Origin of the sequence: Pseudomonas sp. LA5, from assembly GCF_028640825.1 — a bacterium.
GTDB classification, from domain to species: domain Bacteria; phylum Pseudomonadota; class Gammaproteobacteria; order Pseudomonadales; family Pseudomonadaceae; genus Chryseomonas; species Chryseomonas aestiva.
Genome location: NZ_JAQYZY010000037.1, coordinates 48,386 through 65,142 on the forward strand (window position 1 = coordinate 48,386; position 16,757 = coordinate 65,142).

A 16,757-nucleotide genomic window follows, 5' to 3' on the forward strand; every position below is an offset into this window, starting at 1 on the left:
ACTGTCGAATTTGGCTGTCACAGCAGCGGAACGGCCGACAATCTTGGCCCTCGCCGGGGCGGTCGGCTAAGATCGCCAATGCAAGAAAACCCGGCCGCTTTCATCGTCGCGAACGGAGTTATCCCGACCTCTCGCCTTTTTCGAAACGGACCCGACAGATGAAGTTTGCGCTCAACCGGTTCCTCGCAGCGTCCGGTGACAGCCTGGGCGTCTACTACGCCCGGGTATTCGCCTATCTGATTGCCGCCGCCAGCGTCACTGCGGGCTACTACGTCCAGGCCGATGCCGTGGGCCTCTGGCTTATCCCCTATGCCCTGCTCTATCCGCACGTGGCCCAGACCCTGAGCCTCAAGCTCCGGCGCGACCGCGGCGCCCAGACCGATATCCTGCTCGCCGCCCTGGACGCCATCCACGTCGGCATGGCCGCGGTGGTGTTGCGCTTCCCACTGATGCCTACCCTGATGCTGCTGTTCATGCTCGGCTACACCAGCATGCTGCGCGGTGGTCCCCGCCTGCTCGGCCTCTGCCTGCTGTTCGCCACCAGTGCCGCGGCGCTGGGCAGTGCCACCTTCTTTCATGGCGTCGACCTCACCAGTCCGCTGCTGGTGGCGGTCACCAGCGTGGTGGGCACCATGCTGCACCTCTGGGGCACCGGCTACTTCCTGCACCGGCAGCGCAAACGCCTCATCCAGATCAACGACGATCTCAAGCGCGAGCAGGAGAAGTCGGCGATCCTGGCGCACAATCTGGCGAAGTACCTTTCGCCCCAGGTCTGGGAATCCATCTTCACCGGCAAACAGCACATCGCCCTGGGCACCCAGCGCAAGAAGATCACGGTGTTCTTCTCCGACATCAAGGGCTTCACCGAGCTGTCCGAAGAACTCGAGGCCGAAGCCCTCACCGACATGCTCAACAACTACCTCAACGAGATGTCGAAGATCGCCGTGAAGTACGGTGGCACCATCGACAAGTTCGTCGGCGACTGCGTGATGGTGTTCTTTGGCGACGCCAACAGCCAGGGCGCCAAGAAGGATGCCGTGGCCGCGGTCTCCATGGCCATCGCCATGCGCAAGCACATGAAGGTCCTGCGCCAGCAGTGGCGCAGCCAGGGCATCAACAAGCCGCTGGAGATCCGCATGGGCCTGAACACCGGTTACTGCACGGTCGGCAACTTCGGTTCCAGCACGCGCATGGACTACACCATCATCGGTCGCGAAGTGAACCTGGCCAGCCGCCTGGAAAACGCTGCCGACGCCGGCGAGATCCTGATCAGCCACGAGACCTACTCGCTGGTCAAGGAAACCATCATGTGCCGCGACAAGAGCTGGATCACCGTCAAGGGTTTCAGCAAGCCGGTGCAGATCTACCAGGTGGTGGACTTCCGCCGCGACCTGGGCGCCTCCCCCAGCTACGTCGAGCACGAACTGCCGGGCTTCTCCATGTACCTGGACACCAACAACATCCAGAACTACGATAAGGACCGGGTCATTCAGGCGCTGCAACTGGCGGCGGAAAAGCTGAAGGACAAGGTGATCCTTTAACGCGACCGCAGACCCTGCGGCCGCATCCAGACGCACCTCGGCACCCTTGGCCGGGCGCAACCAGACCGCTAGCGCAAGCAGCATTCGGGCTGGTGCCTAACCGGGCGCTGATGTATCGCTGAGAGGCCGGAAGCGCAGCAGGCCAGCCCTCCTCCCGGCAATACCCGTTGCCGCCCATTAGATCGCGAGTTAGCCCGGTAAACATACAACCGCGTAGCTGAAGCGAACTCGTCGTTTCGGCCTAGCTGCACAGGCCCAGGCCAACGTTGGACGGCGTGCGCTCATGCGCTTTCGATACCCACGCTGCCCGGCCTCTTCCAGGAGCACGCGAAGCCGAAGGCTTACTTACGACTCCAGGACGGGCAACGCCAGTGATGGGGCCACCTTCCCTTGGGCTGCTGGCGAACCGGCCTATCCCGATTTTCTGAAAGGTAGTCGGGCGACGATCAGTCTTGGCCAGCGAATCTACACGGCGCAAAGTACCGATGCGGGTCAGGTGCAGCCCAACCTCCTAGGCAGCGTTCACGGTGAGCCTTCAATAGCGCCCTGAAGCGCCTCTCCCCATCCTTGAATCGCCCAGAGCGATTTCAATAACCCATGAAGATGCACGCCATCTCCGCCATGACATGCCGGCCGCATGATCTTCAAAGAAGTACTACCAGCATATTAATTTTCGCCCTGCTTATTACATGTACGCCAATACCTATCGTGCAGACCGATGCATCTCCTTTTTATCAAATAGCCTGACCGGATCAAGCCGCCAACCACAGTCCCTCTAAAAAAATACAGCAGCAGTCAGGAAGACGCACTAAAAATCATCACCCCACAAGAAACATCAATTAAGCAGAAGGCGCGCGCACTCACCCGCACTTTTGACCCCAACACTCGACCAACACATAGGAATACCGTTATCTTATAATCCGACAATATATATTTACTTAACCTCCGCTCTTGCCACCCAGTATTTTTTCGCCAAACATAAACTCTTCACTTACTGCCGGAGGCCATTGACCATGGAATTCCAAACAGAAGAGTCGTCATTTTTTTCCAACTTGGAAAGCCCTGTAGAAGTCTATACGGAGTGGGACCCCCTGGAAGAGGTCATAGTTGGAATAATGGATGATATTCGCGTACCTGAATGGGATACCGGCCTGAAGGCCATCATACCCCGGGAATCAAGCGACTTTTTCCAGACCTACTCAGGACGGCGTTTTCCAGAAGAGCTGGTCAGCAAAGCCAGGCAGGAAGTCAATACGCTGGCCAGGATCCTGGAAGCCGAGGGCATAAGAGTAAGACGGCCAAACGAGTCCAATCATCATCAGCCCATAGTGACTCCCCATTTCACGACAGGTGGCACCTTCTACTCCGCCATGCCAAGGGACTGCCTCTTTGCGATCGGCAAGAAGATCATTGAAGTACCCATGGCCTGGCGCAGCCGTTACTTCGAGACCTTCGCTTTTCGTGACATCCTGAACGATTACTTCAGCAGAGGTGCCGACTGGATCTCGGCGCCCAAGCCGATGCTGAAAGACGACATCTGGAAAAAGGATTATGACTTCGATCAAGAGATTCCATTTAATTCCATAATCACTGAAGCGGAACCACTATTTGACGCTGCCGATTTCATGAAAATGGGCCGTGACATCATCGGGCAGCGTAGCCATGTAACCAACAACAAAGGAATCGAATGGCTGCGCAGAACCCTGGGTCCGGACTATCGCATCCACATCTATGAGTTTGAAGAGCCGGGACCCATGCATATCGACACAACGATATTGCCACTGGCACCAGGTCGTGTACTGGTCAACAAAGGCTGGGTACCGCAGATCCCTGACATCTTCAAAGACTGGGAAATTTTAAATCCTCCGCAGTCCAACCTGCCAGATCACCATCCGCTTTACATCACTTCCAAGTGGATTCACATCAATGTGCTGATGTTGGACGAAAGAACTGTTGTTGTTGAACAGGACGAGGAGGCATTGATCAGTGCCTTTCGCAAGTGGGGATTCAAGACCATCCTCTGTCCGTTCAAACACTTCCAAACCTTTGGAGGCTCTTTTCACTGCGCGACGCTGGATGTCAAACGTCGCGGGAGCCTGAAAAGTTATATCTGATGACGGTCGACGCCCTGTTTGCAGCACAGGGATGCTCTTAGCGTGCAGGGACCGGAGACCCTGCGCGCTTGACGGCCCCATCCTGTCGGAAAGGTCTATAAGCGCAGAGCATTTCCAGACAGCGTCCAAGGAGCGATACGGGCAGCCGAACCCAAGCCAGGGAATTGAAATGAACGACAAACCTACTGTACTGATCGCTTCTTCCGACCTCGCTGTCGCCGCGAAGCTGGAAGCGATAAAGGCGCTGCATGACCTGGAGGGCTGGGGGTTCGTCTTCCTGCTGGAGGATTACCTGGGCGAAGCAGGCGCCGAACTGAAACGGCCGGAAAACTTCATCGTTTCCGACTTCGCTAACGCCACTGAGGTAGCGGGTGCGCTGGATAGAATAGCTTGCAACTATAAAATCTCTACGGCGATCGCTTTTGATGAATTTTCGCTCTACGTCGCCGCCTCAGCAAATGATCGCTGGCAACTCCAAGGCATAACTCGAAAAAATGCTCAACGGTTTCGCGACAAAAAGAAGATGAAAGAAATTGCTCAGCGAGCAGGCATCAAGACAGCCAGGGAAATTACCCTTGATGAAATCAAGCGCGCAGAGATCCAGTTCCCCCTCATCATCAAACCGCGTTCACTGGCAGGGTCTCAAGGTGTCCAGATCATTTCCACAGCAGAAGAACTTTCAAGAATAGATATCAATTTCGACCCTGACTACCAGGACATGAGTGAGCGTCAGTATCTTATCGAAGCCTACAATCCAAGCAGTATCTATCATATAGACTGTGTCGTTCTCGAAGGAACGCTGTCATTCATATCGGTCGGCGAATACCTGGGAAAACCCATTGATTTCCTGCAGGAAAAACCTGTCGGCACGGTGTCCGTCCCCGAACGGATGATCGAGGATACCTGGCGCCAATTCACTGAAGGCGTGATAGCCGCATTCGAAGCGCCTGACGGGGTTTATCACATAGAAGCCTTCGCCGGTGCAGAACTGCTGGAAATCGCCTACCGACCTGGCGGGGCAGCCATCGTGGAGATGATAGAGATGGTCTATGGGCTGGACCTGAAGCATATCCATCTTGCCGCACAGCTGGGTTTAGCGCCGTCACTCGATATCCAACGCAAGGAAGAGGCCTTTGGCTACATGACCTTTCCTAAAAAACATCTTGCTACCGAGCCGCTCTACGTCACACAGACCGCCTTTCCGCCCCTCGAAAACATGCCGACTCTGAGAACCTATGCGATGCCCAGAGCAGGCGATCTAGCGTCGGGAAAATTCTACTGCTACAAGGATTCGCTGGGTTCTTTCGTATTTTGTGGCAACCGCAAGCTCGTGCTTCAGGACATCGACTACCTGAATAAAAACTACCGGGTCGACGTGGCCGCTGAACAGTGAAAAGCCGCTTTGGAATAATCCTGCCTCAGAGGATTCTCCACAAAACTGGAGGCTAATTTCGTCATGAGAATAGACCAGCCAAACACCATACTGATTATTTCCTCTGAACTGGATGTCAGTGAAGTAATCGCTAACATCAGCAACACCTACCCAATACCGCATTGGACGTTCGTCTATCTTCTGGAGGATCTGCTGGATCAGGCCGGAGCGGAATTGAATCGCACCGACACCTTTCTGGTTCGTGACTTTGCCGCCCATGCCGAGATTGAAAGAGCCTTTGACCGAATCGCCAGCGAGTACCGGGTAACTGCGGTCCTACCCAATGATGAATTCGCGGTACACATTGCAGCTTGGGCCAATGAGCGCTGGGGACTGCCAGGGCTAACGCTAGAGGTGGCGGCACGGTTTCGCGACAAGAAGCGAATGAAGCAGATCGCCCAGTCGTTCGACATTCCGACGCCCAGAGAACTCACACTCGACCAGATCAAGGGCGGCGCGGCGACATTCCCGATCATCTTGAAACCCCGGTCCCTGGCTGGCGCCGTCGGGGTCAAGATCATCACCAGTGCCCTCGAGCTTTCCGACATTCACAGCGGTGAGGATGACGCCTATCAGGATATGAGCGACCGTCAGTACATCCTTGAAACCTACAACAGCCAGCCGCTGTATCAGCTAGATGCAGTCGTCCTAAGGAAACAGCTGGCATTCCTGTCCGCGGGAGAATACCTGGGAAAACCCATCGACTATCTCGCCGAGCGCCCGTTGGGGTACCTCTCCGTACCCGAAGACGATCTTCAGGCACGCTGGCGACCCTTCATCGAGCGCGTGATGGTTGCGTTTGACGGGCCTGATGGGGTCTACCATATCGAAGCCTTCGGCGACGCCGACGATGGCTTCGAGCTGCTGGAAATTGCCTACCGCCCTGGCGGAGGACCTACGGCCGAAATGATAGAGCTCGCCCATGGAATAGACCTGCGCCTGCTTCACCTGACGCTTCAATTGGGTCTCTGCGAATCCCTACAGGCCCACCACAGTGCCGAAGCCTGGGCCTACCTGATGTTTCCAAAAAGACACCTGTCCCGTGAGACGCTTTATGTCACGCACCTCTCGCTCCCGGATAGCGAGAACCTGCCGACATTGAAAATCAGCACCCTTCCGCGCCCAGGGGACACAGCATCGGGTGAGTTCTTCTGCCACAAGGATGGCCTTGGAACATTCGTATTCTGTGGTGGGCGGCAAAGAGTCGCTGAAGACGTTCACTACGTTCTGGATCATTACCAGGTCCATCTCGAAGCCAGAAGCAGCTAGGCGCCAACAAAGGGGGGGTAAAGGTTCTCCGGCAAGAGGGACGGGCGTGCAGCCCGCCATTAGGGCACGCACCTGCGCTACCATCGCCTGCAGCCTCACTCCCAGCTACCGTGTCTTGTCTGGGCGGCTGCTGCCAGGGCGATCTCGGCGCCCCATGCTTTGTCGCCAGGCACAGGAGGACAGCGACCCCTATGGCTCACTCCAGCGCGGGTAGCGTGTTCATCAGCCGGGCAACGATTCGATCCCAATAAAAAGGCCCCGACGCCTTACAGCGCCGGGGCCTGATTTTCGCCAGCGAAACGCTGGGGATCAATCCTCGCGATAGCGACGCAGGCGCAGGGCCTTGCCGGCTACGCGGGTGTCCTTGAGCTTGGTCAGCAGACGCTCCAGGCCGTCCTCGGGCAGCTCCACCAGGCTGAAGGAGTCACGGATCTGGATGCGGCCGATGGCCTCGCGATCCATGCCGCCTTCATTGATGATGGCACCCAGCAAATTCTTGGCGGCAACGCCGTCACGGGCGCCCAGGGCGGTGCGGCAACGCACGCGGCCTTCCGGCAGCGGCTGCATCGGGCGACGCTCACCACGATCCGGGCGCTCGCCGCGCTCACCACGCTCAGGACGATCGCCACGCTCGGTACGTGGACGGTCGCCACGGCCCGCGCCGGGGGTCAGCGGCTGCTCACGGCGCAACGACTCGATATCGAGGGCGCGGCCGGCGGTCAGCTTGGCCAGCAGCGCAGCGGCCAGGGTCGAAGGATCGCATTGCAGACGCTCGCACAGCTCCTGACGCAGCGCGCCGTGGGTAGCATCGGCATCGGCCAGCAGCGAACCCACGCCATCGGCCAGACGGGAGATACGGGCTTCCAGCACGGCTTCGGCGTCGGGCAGGCGGATCTCGCCAACCCGCTGACCGGTAACGCGCTCGATCACCTGCAGCATGCGCCGCTCGCGCGGGGTGACCAGCAGCAGCGCGCGGCCTTCACGACCGGCACGACCGGTACGACCGATACGGTGCACATAGGACTCGGGATCGTAGGGCATGTCCACGTTGAGCACGTGGGTGATGCGCGCCACGTCCAGACCGCGCGCCGCCACGTCGGTGGCGACCACGATGTCCAGCGAACCGTCCTTGAGGGACTCGATGGTCTTCTCGCGCTGAGCCTGGGGCATGTCGCCGTTCAGGGCGCTGACGCGATAGCCCTGGCGCTCGAGCAGCTCGGCCAGGTCCAGGGTCGCCTGCTTGGTCCGCACGAAGGCGATCAGGGCGTCGAAGTTCTCCACTTCCAGCAGGCGCAACACCGAGGCGGGCTTCTGGTCGGCATGGACCATCAGATGCGCCTGCTCGATACGGGCGACGGTCTGGGTCTTGGCCGCGATGCGGACGTGTTGCGGGTTCTTCAGATGACGTTCGGCGATGGCGCGGATCGACGGCGGCAGGGTCGCCGAGAACAGGACGGTCTGGCGGGTTTCCGGCATGGCTTCGAAGATGAATTCGAGGTCGTCCATGAAGCCCAGCTTGAGCATCTCGTCGGCTTCGTCGAGCACCAGGCGCTGGACGGTGGCCAGCAGATTGTCGTCACGGCGCAGGTGGTCGCACAGACGGCCGGGGGTGGCGACCAGTACCTGGGCACCCATGCGCAGGGACTTCAGCTGCGGACCCATGGGCGCGCCGCCGTAGAGAGCCACGACTTTGACGCCAGGCATCTCGGTGGAATAGGTTTCGCAGGCGGTTGCGACCTGCAGGGCCAGTTCACGGGTAGGAACCAGCACCAGAATCTGGGGTTCACGACGGGACGGGTCGAGCTGCGAGAGCAGCGGCAGAGCAAAGGCTGCGGTCTTGCCGGTACCGGTCTGCGCCTGGCCGATCATGTCGTGGCCGGCGAGGATCACCGGAATGGACTGCGACTGGATGGGCGACGGCTCTTCGTAACCGACGGCCTTGATGGCGGCGAGGATGGCGGGATTGAGATTGAGCGCAGCGAAATTGCTGATGTCCTGGGTCATTGTCTTGCCTCGTGTGCTTCGCAAAGACCCCAAAGCCAAGAGCTGCGCTTATCCGAATGACCGAAGTCGCCCAGGCAGCCAAGGTGTGAGCTTTTTGCGAAATAGCGGATGAAAGGGGGTGAAGCGTCTAGGATTGTTCGCCGTTGGGCGAACGCACGACCGGGGTGGCCATGGTGGCGGACCGGGAGAATGCAGTTCCTGAACGGAAGGTCAAAAAGACCGGGGCGAATAATACCCGAACCCTGGACATTTCTCCAGAGAACCTTGGTCTACTTTTGAGGTCAGGTTGCCGCACGCAAGTTGTCCAGATAGGACTCCAGATCGAAGCCGATGCGCAGGCTCAGTTCCCGAACGCGCTGCCGCGTAGCCGCCTCGTCCAGCTCCTGTTCCAGACTCGCCGGTACCAGCAGGATCACGTTGCCCTCCACCACCGGGCACTCCCAATAGTGATGACGGAACAGCCCGCGCAGCAGCGCGGCGCCCAGCGGCTTGCCGTCGGTGGCACTCCACTGGTTGATCATCAGCCAGCCGCCGGGATTGAGCTTGGCCTGGCAGTTTTCCAGAAAGCGCCAGGCCAGATGGGCGCTGGAGGGGCCGACGTCGGTGTAGAGATCGACAAAGATCAGATCGGCAGGCGCTGCGCTGTCGAGCAGGTCCAGGGCATCGCCGATGCGGATCGCCAGGCGTGGATCCTCGGCCAGGCCCAGATGCTGGCGGGCCAGGCGCGGCACTGCGGGGCGCAGCTCCAGCGCCTCCACCGCCTCCAGGGGCAACCACTTGAGGCAGGCCTGAGTCAGGGTACCGGCGCCCAGCCCGAGAAACAGCGCACGGCGTGGCTGCGGGTGGCAGAGTGCGCCCAGCAGCATGGCGCGGTTGTAGTCATATTCCAGCCAGGCCGGGTCCTGGGTGAAGACGCAGCTCTGCTCCACTTCCTCGCCGAACTCCAGAAAGCGATAAGGCCCCACCTCGACCACCCGGATCCGGCCATGGTCGTCGACGACCTCTTCCAGCAACACTTCCGTCTCGACCATCACTACCCTCCTCTATAGCCGCCCATGGTAGCCGCGATGGGCACTGTCTATCGAGCGTTGCGCCCGTCATCGGTTACCATGGACGGCTTCGTCGCACCACTCAGAGAAAATCATGTCCGCGCCCTGGAGCCCCACCAGCTGGAGAAGCCTGCCCATCCAGCAACAGCCCGAATACCCCGATCAAGCCCGCCTCGCCGATGTCGAGCGCACCCTGGCCGGCTATCCGCCCCTGGTGTTTGCTGGCGAAGCCCGTGAATTGCGCCGGCAGTTCGCCGAGGTGACCCAGGGTCGGGCCTTCCTGTTGCAGGGCGGTGATTGCGCGGAAAGCTTCTTCGAATTCTCCGCGGGCAAGATTCGCGACACCTTCAAGGTGCTCCTGCAGATGGCGGTGGTCATGACCTTCGCCGCGGGCTGCCCGGTGGTCAAGGTCGGCCGCATGGCCGGCCAGTTCGCCAAGCCGCGCTCCTCTGGCGACGAAATCCAGGACGGCGTCTCCCTGCCGGCCTACCGCGGCGACATCGTCAACGGCATCGACTTCACCGAAGGCAGCCGCATCCCGGACCCGCAGCGGCTGATCCAGGCCTACAACCAGTCCACCGCAACGCTCAACCTGCTGCGGGCCTTTGCCCAGGGCGGCTTCGCCGACCTGCACCAGGTGCATCGCTGGAACCTGGATTTCATCGCCAACTCGGCCCTGGCCGACCGCTACCACCAGTTGGCGGATCGCATCGACGAGACCCTGGCCTTCATGCGCGCCTGCGGCCTGGACACCGCGCCGCAGGTCAAGGAAACCAACTTCTTCACCGCCCATGAGGCGCTGCTGCTCAACTACGAAGAAGCCTTCGTCCGCCGCGACAGCCTGACCGGCGACTGGTACGACTGCTCCGCGCACATGCTCTGGATCGGCGATCGCACCCGCCAGCCCGACGGTGCCCACGTCGAATTCCTGCGCGGGGTGAACAACCCCATCGGCGTCAAGGTCGGTCCTTCCACCACCAGCGAAGACCTGATCCGCCTGATCGATACCCTTAACCCGGAGAACGATCCGGGGCGCCTCAATCTCATCGTGCGCATGGGCGTGGGCAAGGTCGCCGATCACCTGCCGCGCCTGATCCATACCGTGGAGCGCGAAGGCCGCCAGGTGCTGTGGAGTTCCGACCCCATGCACGGCAACACCATCAAGGCCTCCACCGGCTACAAGACCCGGGACTTCGCCAGCGTGCTGGGCGAGGTCAAGGAGTTCTTCGGCGTGCACCAGGCCGAGGGCACCTACGCGGGCGGCATCCATATCGAGATGACCGGCCAGAACGTCACCGAGTGCATCGGCGGCGCCCGCCCGGTCACCGAAGACGCCCTGTCCGACCGCTACCACACCCATTGCGACCCGCGTCTGAACGCCGACCAGTCCCTGGAACTGGCCTTCATGATCGCCGAGACGCTCAAGGGCATCCGCCGCTAGGCAGAGGGCGCGGCACGATCTAGTGCCGCGCAACAGCCTCACGCAAGACGTCCGCCGGCCCGTGCAACTGCAGGTCGGCGAGACCCAGCCAAGCAGCCAGGGAGCGTAACTGCGCCGCCAGGGCATCCAGTCCTTCGTCATCCAGGCCTGCCGCCTCCAGATGCACCGCATGCACTGCCAGGCGCGACTGCGCCCGCTCGGCGCGCAGATCCACCCGTGCCGCCAGCCGCTCCCGATAGAGAAAGGGCAATACGTAGTAGCCATAGACCCGTTTGGGCGCCGGGGTATAGATCTCCAGTCGATAGCGGAATCCGAACAGCTGCTCGGTGCGCTCGCGCTCCCAGACCAGGGAGTCGAAGGGCGACAGCAGCGCCGCCGCCTGCACCGGACGCCCGGGATTCGGCGCCTCGGCCACATAGGCCGGCTTCGACCAGCCCTGCACCTGAACGAGCTGCATACTGCCCTCCTCCTGCAATTCGGCGATGCCCTGCCGCGCTTCGGCGGGACTCAGGCGAAAGTAGTCGCGCAGCTGGACTTCGCTCGCCACGCCCAGGGCACGGGCACTGCGCAGCAGCAAGGCCCGGCGCGCGGCTTCCGGCGTAGGAGCAGGCGCCGCGAGGATCTCCGCCGGGAGCACCCGCTCGGGCAGGTCATAGAGGCGCTCGAAGCCGCGCCGTCCGGCCACCGTCACCTCACCCGCGGCGAACAGCCACTCCAGCGCCAGCTTGCCCGGACTCCAGTCCCACCAGGGACCGGCCTGCTCGACCCGCTTCGCCAGGCTGCCAGCGCCCAGGGCGCCCCGTTGCACCACCGCCTCCAGGGTCTGGGCAACGACCTGCGGCTGCTCGACGGCGAACCGCGCCAATTGCCGATAGATGCCAATGCCCTGGCGCGCCTGATCGCGTCGCCAGCGCAGTTCGGCCCAAACCTCGGCCGGCACCAGCGAGGCTTCATGGGCCCAGCATTCATAGAGCTGCCGCTTGCGCCCCTGACCCCAGGCCAGGGCATCGAAGTCGGCGAAGGCATAGCGGCCGAGACGACTGAACAGCGGTAGATAATGCGAGCGCACCAAGGCATTGACCGAATCGATCTGCAGCACATTCAGGCGTGCGGCCTGCCGATACAAAGCGGCCAGGCCCGCACCGCCCTTGGGTTGACTCCCGAAACCCTGGGCACGCAAGGCCAGGCGCCGGGCTTCGCGCAGGGAAAGGCTATCCATCCGAGCTCCTGACAGAGAGAGGTGATCTTCCACCCTAGCAGGATCGGCGGCGGCCCTCCTCTGCGGGTTGCCGCCAGAACGGCTTGTCGGCTTCCTGCCAGGCATCGGCGCGACTCAGGCCGAGGTCGTGCAGCGCGCCCTCATCCAGGCGATAGAGGGCCCGGCGTTGGCGAGATAGCTCGACCGCCCGGCGCAACCACGCCCAGACCTGCCGCAGACGGAAGATGACGCCCGGAACACCCGGGGTACGCGCAGACGAATCTTGGTGAGCGATGAGCTGAGCCATGGTGAATCTCCTGCTCCAGGGGGTATGGCTCAAGTCTGAAAGCTGGCATAACATCAATCCAACGAATCTTTCTGATGCGATCCATTCGCCTGGTTGATGCCATGAGTTATCCGAGCATAGAGACCGATCTGTTGCGCACCTTCGTCGCCATCGCCGATCAAGGCGGCTTTACCCGCGCGGCCGAGGTGGTCAATCGCACCCAGTCGGCGGTGAGCATGCAGATGCGCAAGCTCGAAGAGAACGTACTGCAGCGGCGGCTGTTCGAACGGGAGGGCCGCCAGGTGCGCCTGACGGCGGAGGGTCAGATCCTGCTGGGCTTCGCCCGGCGCATCCTCAAGCTGCATGGGGAGGTGATGACCACCCTGCGCGAACCGCACATGGTGGGTACGGTGCGTATCGGCACCCCCGATGATTACGTGATGAGGTTCATTCCCGGCATCCTGGCGGGCTTCGCCAAGGCCTATCCGCTGGTGCAGGTGGACGTCAATTGCGAGACCACCGCCGGCCTGCTGCAACGCCAGGACCTGGACCTGACCATCGTCACCCGTGAACCGGGCAACGAGATCGGCCTGCCCCTGCGTCGCGAGCGCTTCATCTGGGCGGAGGCGCCGGGTTTCGATATCCACCAGCGCGATCCGCTGCCGCTGGCGATGTTCAACACCTCGTGCTTTCTCAGCGAATGGGCGCGCCGGGCGCTGGACAATCGCGGCCGCGGCTATCGCCTGGCCTACAGCAGCCCGAGCCTTGCCGCCCTGCTCGGCATCGTCAAGGCCGGCCTCGCCGTCACCGCGCAGCTGGAAAGCCTGCTGCCGAGCGAGCTGCGCCGGCTGGGAGAGGCCGACGGCATGCCCGACCTGCCGGCCTGCTCCATCGAACTGCTGCGCAATCCGCGCAGCGCCTCGCCGATCATCGACACCCTCGCCGAGCACATCGCCGAGGGCTTTCGGCAGTAGTCAGCGCAGCGCCAGCAGCACCGCACACAGCAGCAGGAAACCGCAGAACAGCAGACGCAGCAGCCGCTCCGGCAACTGGTGCGCCAACTTCACGCCCCAGCTCACGCTGAGCAGTCCACCCAGGGCGAGCGGAATACCCACGCTCCAGTCGACTTCCCCATGCCAGGCATAGCTGGCCAGGGTGACCCCAGTGGTCGGCAGCGCCATGGCCAGGGACATGCCCTGGGCCGCCACCTGGGTCATGCCCATCACCCCGGCGAGAATGGGGGTGGCGATCACCGCGCCACCGACGCCGAACAGCCCGCCGACCAGCCCCGCCACCAGCCCCAGCACCCCGAGCCCCAGGCGACTCGGCGTCGTCAGCGGCGGCTGGCCACGGCGATAGAGTTGCCAGAGGTTGTAGAGCACCAGCACGAGCAGGAAGCCGACGAAGCCGTGGCGCATGGAGCGGGCGTCCAGGGACACCGCCAGCGCCGTACCCGCCAGGGCCGAGAGCATGCCGGCGGCGGCCAGCAGACCGGCGCGCTGCCAGTCGATGCGATTGCGCTGGTTGTACTTGTAGACCGACAGCAGCACGTTGGGCACCACCATCACCAGGGCGGTGCCCTGGGCCAGTTGCTGGTCGAGGCCGAACAGCAGGGCCAGCACCGGAATGGCGATCAAGCCACCGCCGATGCCGAACAACCCACCCACCACACCCAGCACCGCCCCGAGGGCGATATCGATCAAGAGCTGAGACAGCAATTCCACGGCGCACTACCCAGAAGCGAACAGATTCGGAAACCGTTGTCCGGCGCACCGCCAGCGGAGCGCCAGACAGCAAAAAGCCCGGCGAGCCGGGCTTTCTAGCGAGACGCCGGGTTTAGACCTTGGCGCGCGACTTGTACTCGTTGGTACGGGTGTCGATCTCGATGTGGTCACCGATGTCGCAGAACTCGGAGACCTTCAGCTCGTAGCCGTTGTTCAGGCGAGCGGTCTTCATGACCTTGCCCGAGGTGTCGCCGCGAACGGCCGGCTCGGTGTAGGAGATCTGGCGCACGATGGTGGTGGGCAGTTCGATGGAGATGACGCGGTCGTTGTAGAACACCGCTTCGCAGACGTCGGTCATGCCGTCTTCGATGAAGGCGATGGCATCGCCCAGGTCGTCTTTCTCGACTTCGTACTGGTTGTAGTCGTTGTCGACGAACACGTACAGGGGATCGGCAAAGTAGGAATAGGTCACTTCCTTGCGATCCAGAATCACCGGCTCGAGCTTGTCGTCGGCGCGGAAGACGGTCTCGGTCGCGCTGCCGGAGAGCAGGCTCTTCAGCTTCATCTTGACCACTGCAGCGTTACGGCCGGACTTGTTGTATTCAGCTTTCTGGATGACCCAGGGAGCGTTGTCGATCATGGCCACTTGGCCGGCACGGAACTCTTGTGCGGTTTTCATGCGGTTATCCGTATGGATGGAAGAACGGGATTTCGAGGCGCCATATGATAGCCAATCTGTATGGAAATGCACCAGGCTGGCGGCAAGATCGCTGTGAGAAGCCATCCGATCGCTCCAGTCACGCGCCAACAGACGCCATTCCCCGACCTGTGTGTCCAGCGCCGACCAGGCGGCTGCCAGGTCGCCGCGACCGTTCCAGGCCAGCCACAGGGCACTGACCGCGGAGCCCAGTTCAGGAGTGCCAGACGCAACATAGCGCGCCAGGAAGGCCTCGAGCTTGACGAAGTGGGCGTCCTCTTCCTGCGGGTAGATGTGCCAGACGAAGGGATGCGCCGCCCACTGCGCGCGGACGAAGGAGTCCTCCCCGCGGATGGCATTGAAGTCGCAGCACCACAGCAGCCGGTCGTACTCCTGCTGGGAGACGAAGGGCAGCACCTGCACCCGCAGGGCGCCGCGACGGTGGCCGTCGCCGGCCTTGAGCCAGTCCACGCCGAGCCAGGCGGCGACGTTCGCCAGCACCCGTCCTTCCGGCACCAGCAGGCAGGTAGGCTGGGCGCCGGCGCTGAGGGCGTCGAGCCAGTCGATCAACGCCGGGTTCTCGTAGGCGAACAGCGAGAACAGCCGCTCCCCGGGCTGGCGCCGCACGCCCAGCCCAGCGAGAAAGTCGTCCCGGACCGCGGCCGCCTGGAGGAAGCCGTCACGCTGATCGAGCAGATCGTGCTCACGCAGCAGCCCGCCCACCTTGGCGGTAAAGCCGGGAAAGAAGAAGTACTTGTTCAGCCCGGTGGGCTGCAGCGATGGCAGCGCGTGACAGCCTTCGATCCACTCCTCGGCGCTCAGGTATTCCAGGTTGAGCCAGAGCGGGCGCTCGGCGCGACGCGCCATGGCGGTGACGAAACCTTCCGGCAACTGACAGGCGAAGGCTTCCACCACCACGTCGCCGGGCTCGGCCGCCGTCCAGTCGGCGTGCCAAAGACGCACCTCGACGCCACGGTGCCATTGCTGCTCGGCCTTGCCATCGACGCCTGGCTGGATCCGCGCCAGGGGATAGAGGTCGTCGATCCAGAGGCGGACCTGCTGTCCATGCTCGGCGACCAACTGATGGGCCAGACGCCAGGTGATACCCGCGTCGCCATAGTTGTCCACCACCGTGCAAAAGATGTCCCAGGCTGCCATGCCATACCTCTAAGTCATTGATATCGAATCGTGTTCCGCCTGATTGGCGGGCGGACGCGGGACGGCTTCCAGTGAACCCAGTCACACCGCGACCAAGAGCGGGTCGGTAGTATCCGCGCTTTTTCGGACGGATTCTAAATGTCGTTGCGCCCTGCCCTGCTGTTCTGCCTGAGCCTGGCTTCCCTGAGCGCCCTGGCGACGCCCCAGCCGCCGCAGCCGCCGCGTACCTTCGGCGAAGCCAAGGTAGTGGCGGCCAAGGTCTATGCCAAGCAAGGCGTGGACTTCTATTGCGGCTGCCACTACAGCGGCAAGACCGTGGACCTCAAGAGCTGCGGCTACGTCCCGCGCAAGAGCGCCCAGCGCGCCAGCCGCATCGAGTGGGAACACATCGTCCCCGCCTGGGTGATCGGCCACCAGCGCCAGTGCTGGCAGAAAGGCGGTCGCCAGAACTGCACGGCCAACGACCCGGTGTACCAGAAGGCCGAGGCCGACCTCTTCAACCTGGTACCGGTGGTCGGCGAGGTCAATGGCGACCGCAGCAACTTCGCCTTCGGCTGGCTGCCGCAGAAGCCCAACCAGTATGGCGCCTGCCAGATGGTGGTGGACTTCAAGGCCAAGACCGCCATGCCCCGCCCGGAAATCCGCGGCATGGTCGCCCGTACCTACTTCTACATGAGCGATCGCTACGACCTGCGCCTATCCAAGCAGGATCGCCAGCTCTACACCGCCTGGACCAAGCAGTATCCGCCGGAGGCCTGGGAGCGTCAGCGCAACCAGCGCCTGGCCTGCATCATGGGGCGCGGCAATCCCTATGTCGGCGAGACCAAGGCCTGCAAATAATGCG

Annotated in this window: 13 protein-coding genes and 1 pseudogene; 7 read left to right on the plus strand and 7 right to left on the minus strand. The window is 62.0% G+C overall.

What is annotated here, in order from left to right:
• The first annotated feature begins 158 nt into the window (after positions 1 to 158).
• The 4 genes from PVZ72_RS12260 to PVZ72_RS12275 all read left to right on the plus strand — a co-directional run bounded on the left by PVZ72_RS12260 (position 159) and on the right by PVZ72_RS12275 (position 6,356).
• Positions 159 to 1,541 carry an adenylate/guanylate cyclase domain-containing protein gene (locus PVZ72_RS12260; protein WP_187979375.1) on the plus strand — a complete coding sequence of 461 codons (1,383 nt, stop codon included), beginning with the start codon at positions 159 to 161 and terminating at the stop codon, positions 1,539 to 1,541.
• Between the two features lie 1,013 nt (positions 1,542 to 2,554).
• Entirely contained in the window at positions 2,555 to 3,655 is a 1,101-nt protein-coding gene (locus PVZ72_RS12265; RefSeq protein ID WP_273862036.1) for an amidinotransferase, read from the plus strand.
• Between the two features lie 169 nt (positions 3,656 to 3,824).
• A complete protein-coding gene (locus tag PVZ72_RS12270; protein ID WP_273862037.1) occupies positions 3,825 to 5,048 on the plus strand; it encodes an ATP-grasp domain-containing protein in 1,224 nt (407 codons plus the stop codon).
• Positions 5,049 to 5,111: 63 nt separating this feature from the next.
• Entirely contained in the window at positions 5,112 to 6,356 is a 1,245-nt protein-coding gene (locus PVZ72_RS12275; protein WP_187979378.1) for an ATP-grasp domain-containing protein, read from the plus strand.
• 309 nt (positions 6,357 to 6,665) lie between these two features.
• Here PVZ72_RS12275 and PVZ72_RS12280 read toward each other — a convergent pair whose 3' ends face one another.
• Complete coding sequence (locus tag PVZ72_RS12280; protein ID WP_133860657.1) at positions 6,666 to 8,360, minus strand: DEAD/DEAH box helicase; 1,695 nt, start codon at positions 8,358 to 8,360, stop codon at positions 6,666 to 6,668.
• 281 nt (positions 8,361 to 8,641) lie between these two features.
• Positions 8,642 to 9,391: a spermidine synthase gene (locus PVZ72_RS12285; RefSeq protein ID WP_208691347.1), complete on the minus strand. Its 750-nt coding sequence runs from the start codon at positions 9,389 to 9,391 to the stop codon at positions 8,642 to 8,644.
• Between the two features lie 112 nt (positions 9,392 to 9,503).
• On the opposite strand from PVZ72_RS12285, the gene PVZ72_RS12290 reads away from it, so the two are divergent.
• Complete coding sequence (locus PVZ72_RS12290; RefSeq protein WP_273862038.1) at positions 9,504 to 10,850, plus strand: class II 3-deoxy-7-phosphoheptulonate synthase; 1,347 nt, start codon at positions 9,504 to 9,506, stop codon at positions 10,848 to 10,850.
• A gap of 19 nt (positions 10,851 to 10,869) precedes the next feature.
• On the opposite strand, the gene PVZ72_RS12295 is transcribed toward PVZ72_RS12290, so the two are convergent.
• Complete coding sequence (locus tag PVZ72_RS12295) at positions 10,870 to 12,069, minus strand: winged helix-turn-helix domain-containing protein (RefSeq protein WP_273862039.1); 1,200 nt, start codon at positions 12,067 to 12,069, stop codon at positions 10,870 to 10,872.
• A gap of 34 nt (positions 12,070 to 12,103) precedes the next feature.
• Entirely contained in the window at positions 12,104 to 12,355 is a 252-nt protein-coding gene (locus PVZ72_RS12300; protein ID WP_187979382.1) for a DUF1127 domain-containing protein, read from the minus strand.
• A 101-nt stretch (positions 12,356 to 12,456) separates the two neighbouring features.
• Between PVZ72_RS12300 and PVZ72_RS12305 the strand changes: the two genes are divergently transcribed.
• Complete coding sequence (locus PVZ72_RS12305; RefSeq protein WP_273862333.1) at positions 12,457 to 13,308, plus strand: LysR substrate-binding domain-containing protein; 852 nt, start codon at positions 12,457 to 12,459, stop codon at positions 13,306 to 13,308.
• On the opposite strand, the gene PVZ72_RS12310 is transcribed toward PVZ72_RS12305, so the two are convergent.
• The 3 genes and pseudogenes from PVZ72_RS12310 to earP all read right to left on the minus strand — a co-directional run.
• Positions 13,309 to 14,049: a sulfite exporter TauE/SafE family protein gene (locus PVZ72_RS12310; protein WP_187981359.1), complete on the minus strand. Its 741-nt coding sequence runs from the start codon at positions 14,047 to 14,049 to the stop codon at positions 13,309 to 13,311.
• 121 nt (positions 14,050 to 14,170) lie between these two features.
• Entirely contained in the window at positions 14,171 to 14,737 is a 567-nt protein-coding gene (efp, locus tag PVZ72_RS12315) for an elongation factor P (protein WP_166655901.1), read from the minus strand.
• Between the two features lie 48 nt (positions 14,738 to 14,785).
• Positions 14,786 to 15,913 (minus strand): annotated as a pseudogene (earP, locus tag PVZ72_RS12320) (elongation factor P maturation arginine rhamnosyltransferase EarP); the annotation flags it as partial.
• Positions 15,914 to 16,051: 138 nt separating this feature from the next.
• Here earP and PVZ72_RS12325 point away from each other — a divergent pair.
• Positions 16,052 to 16,753, plus strand: coding sequence for an endonuclease (locus PVZ72_RS12325; RefSeq protein WP_133860664.1), 702 nt, complete (start codon positions 16,052 to 16,054; stop codon positions 16,751 to 16,753).
• Positions 16,754 to 16,757 lie beyond the last annotated feature (4 nt).

Bases quoted from the DNA above. Each gene is read 5' to 3' on its own strand.
- PVZ72_RS12260 (WP_187979375.1), top strand. From the start codon at position 159: ATGAAGTTTGCGCTCAACCGGTTCCTCGCAGCGTCCGGTGACAGCCTG.
- PVZ72_RS12265 (WP_273862036.1), top strand. From the start codon at position 2,555: ATGGAATTCCAAACAGAAGAGTCGTCATTTTTTTCCAACTTGGAAAGC.
- PVZ72_RS12270 (WP_273862037.1), top strand. From the start codon at position 3,825: ATGAACGACAAACCTACTGTACTGATCGCTTCTTCCGACCTCGCTGTC.
- PVZ72_RS12275 (WP_187979378.1), top strand. From the start codon at position 5,112: ATGAGAATAGACCAGCCAAACACCATACTGATTATTTCCTCTGAACTG.
- PVZ72_RS12280 (WP_133860657.1), bottom strand. From the start codon at position 8,360: ATGACCCAGGACATCAGCAATTTCGCTGCGCTCAATCTCAATCCCGCC.
- PVZ72_RS12285 (WP_208691347.1), bottom strand. From the start codon at position 9,391: ATGGTCGAGACGGAAGTGTTGCTGGAAGAGGTCGTCGACGACCATGGC.
- PVZ72_RS12290 (WP_273862038.1), top strand. From the start codon at position 9,504: ATGTCCGCGCCCTGGAGCCCCACCAGCTGGAGAAGCCTGCCCATCCAG.
- PVZ72_RS12295 (WP_273862039.1), bottom strand. From the start codon at position 12,069: ATGGATAGCCTTTCCCTGCGCGAAGCCCGGCGCCTGGCCTTGCGTGCC.
- PVZ72_RS12300 (WP_187979382.1), bottom strand. From the start codon at position 12,355: ATGGCTCAGCTCATCGCTCACCAAGATTCGTCTGCGCGTACCCCGGGT.
- PVZ72_RS12305 (WP_273862333.1), top strand. From the start codon at position 12,457: ATGAGTTATCCGAGCATAGAGACCGATCTGTTGCGCACCTTCGTCGCC.
- efp (WP_166655901.1), bottom strand. From the start codon at position 14,737: ATGAAAACCGCACAAGAGTTCCGTGCCGGCCAAGTGGCCATGATCGAC.
- PVZ72_RS12325 (WP_133860664.1), top strand. From the start codon at position 16,052: ATGTCGTTGCGCCCTGCCCTGCTGTTCTGCCTGAGCCTGGCTTCCCTG.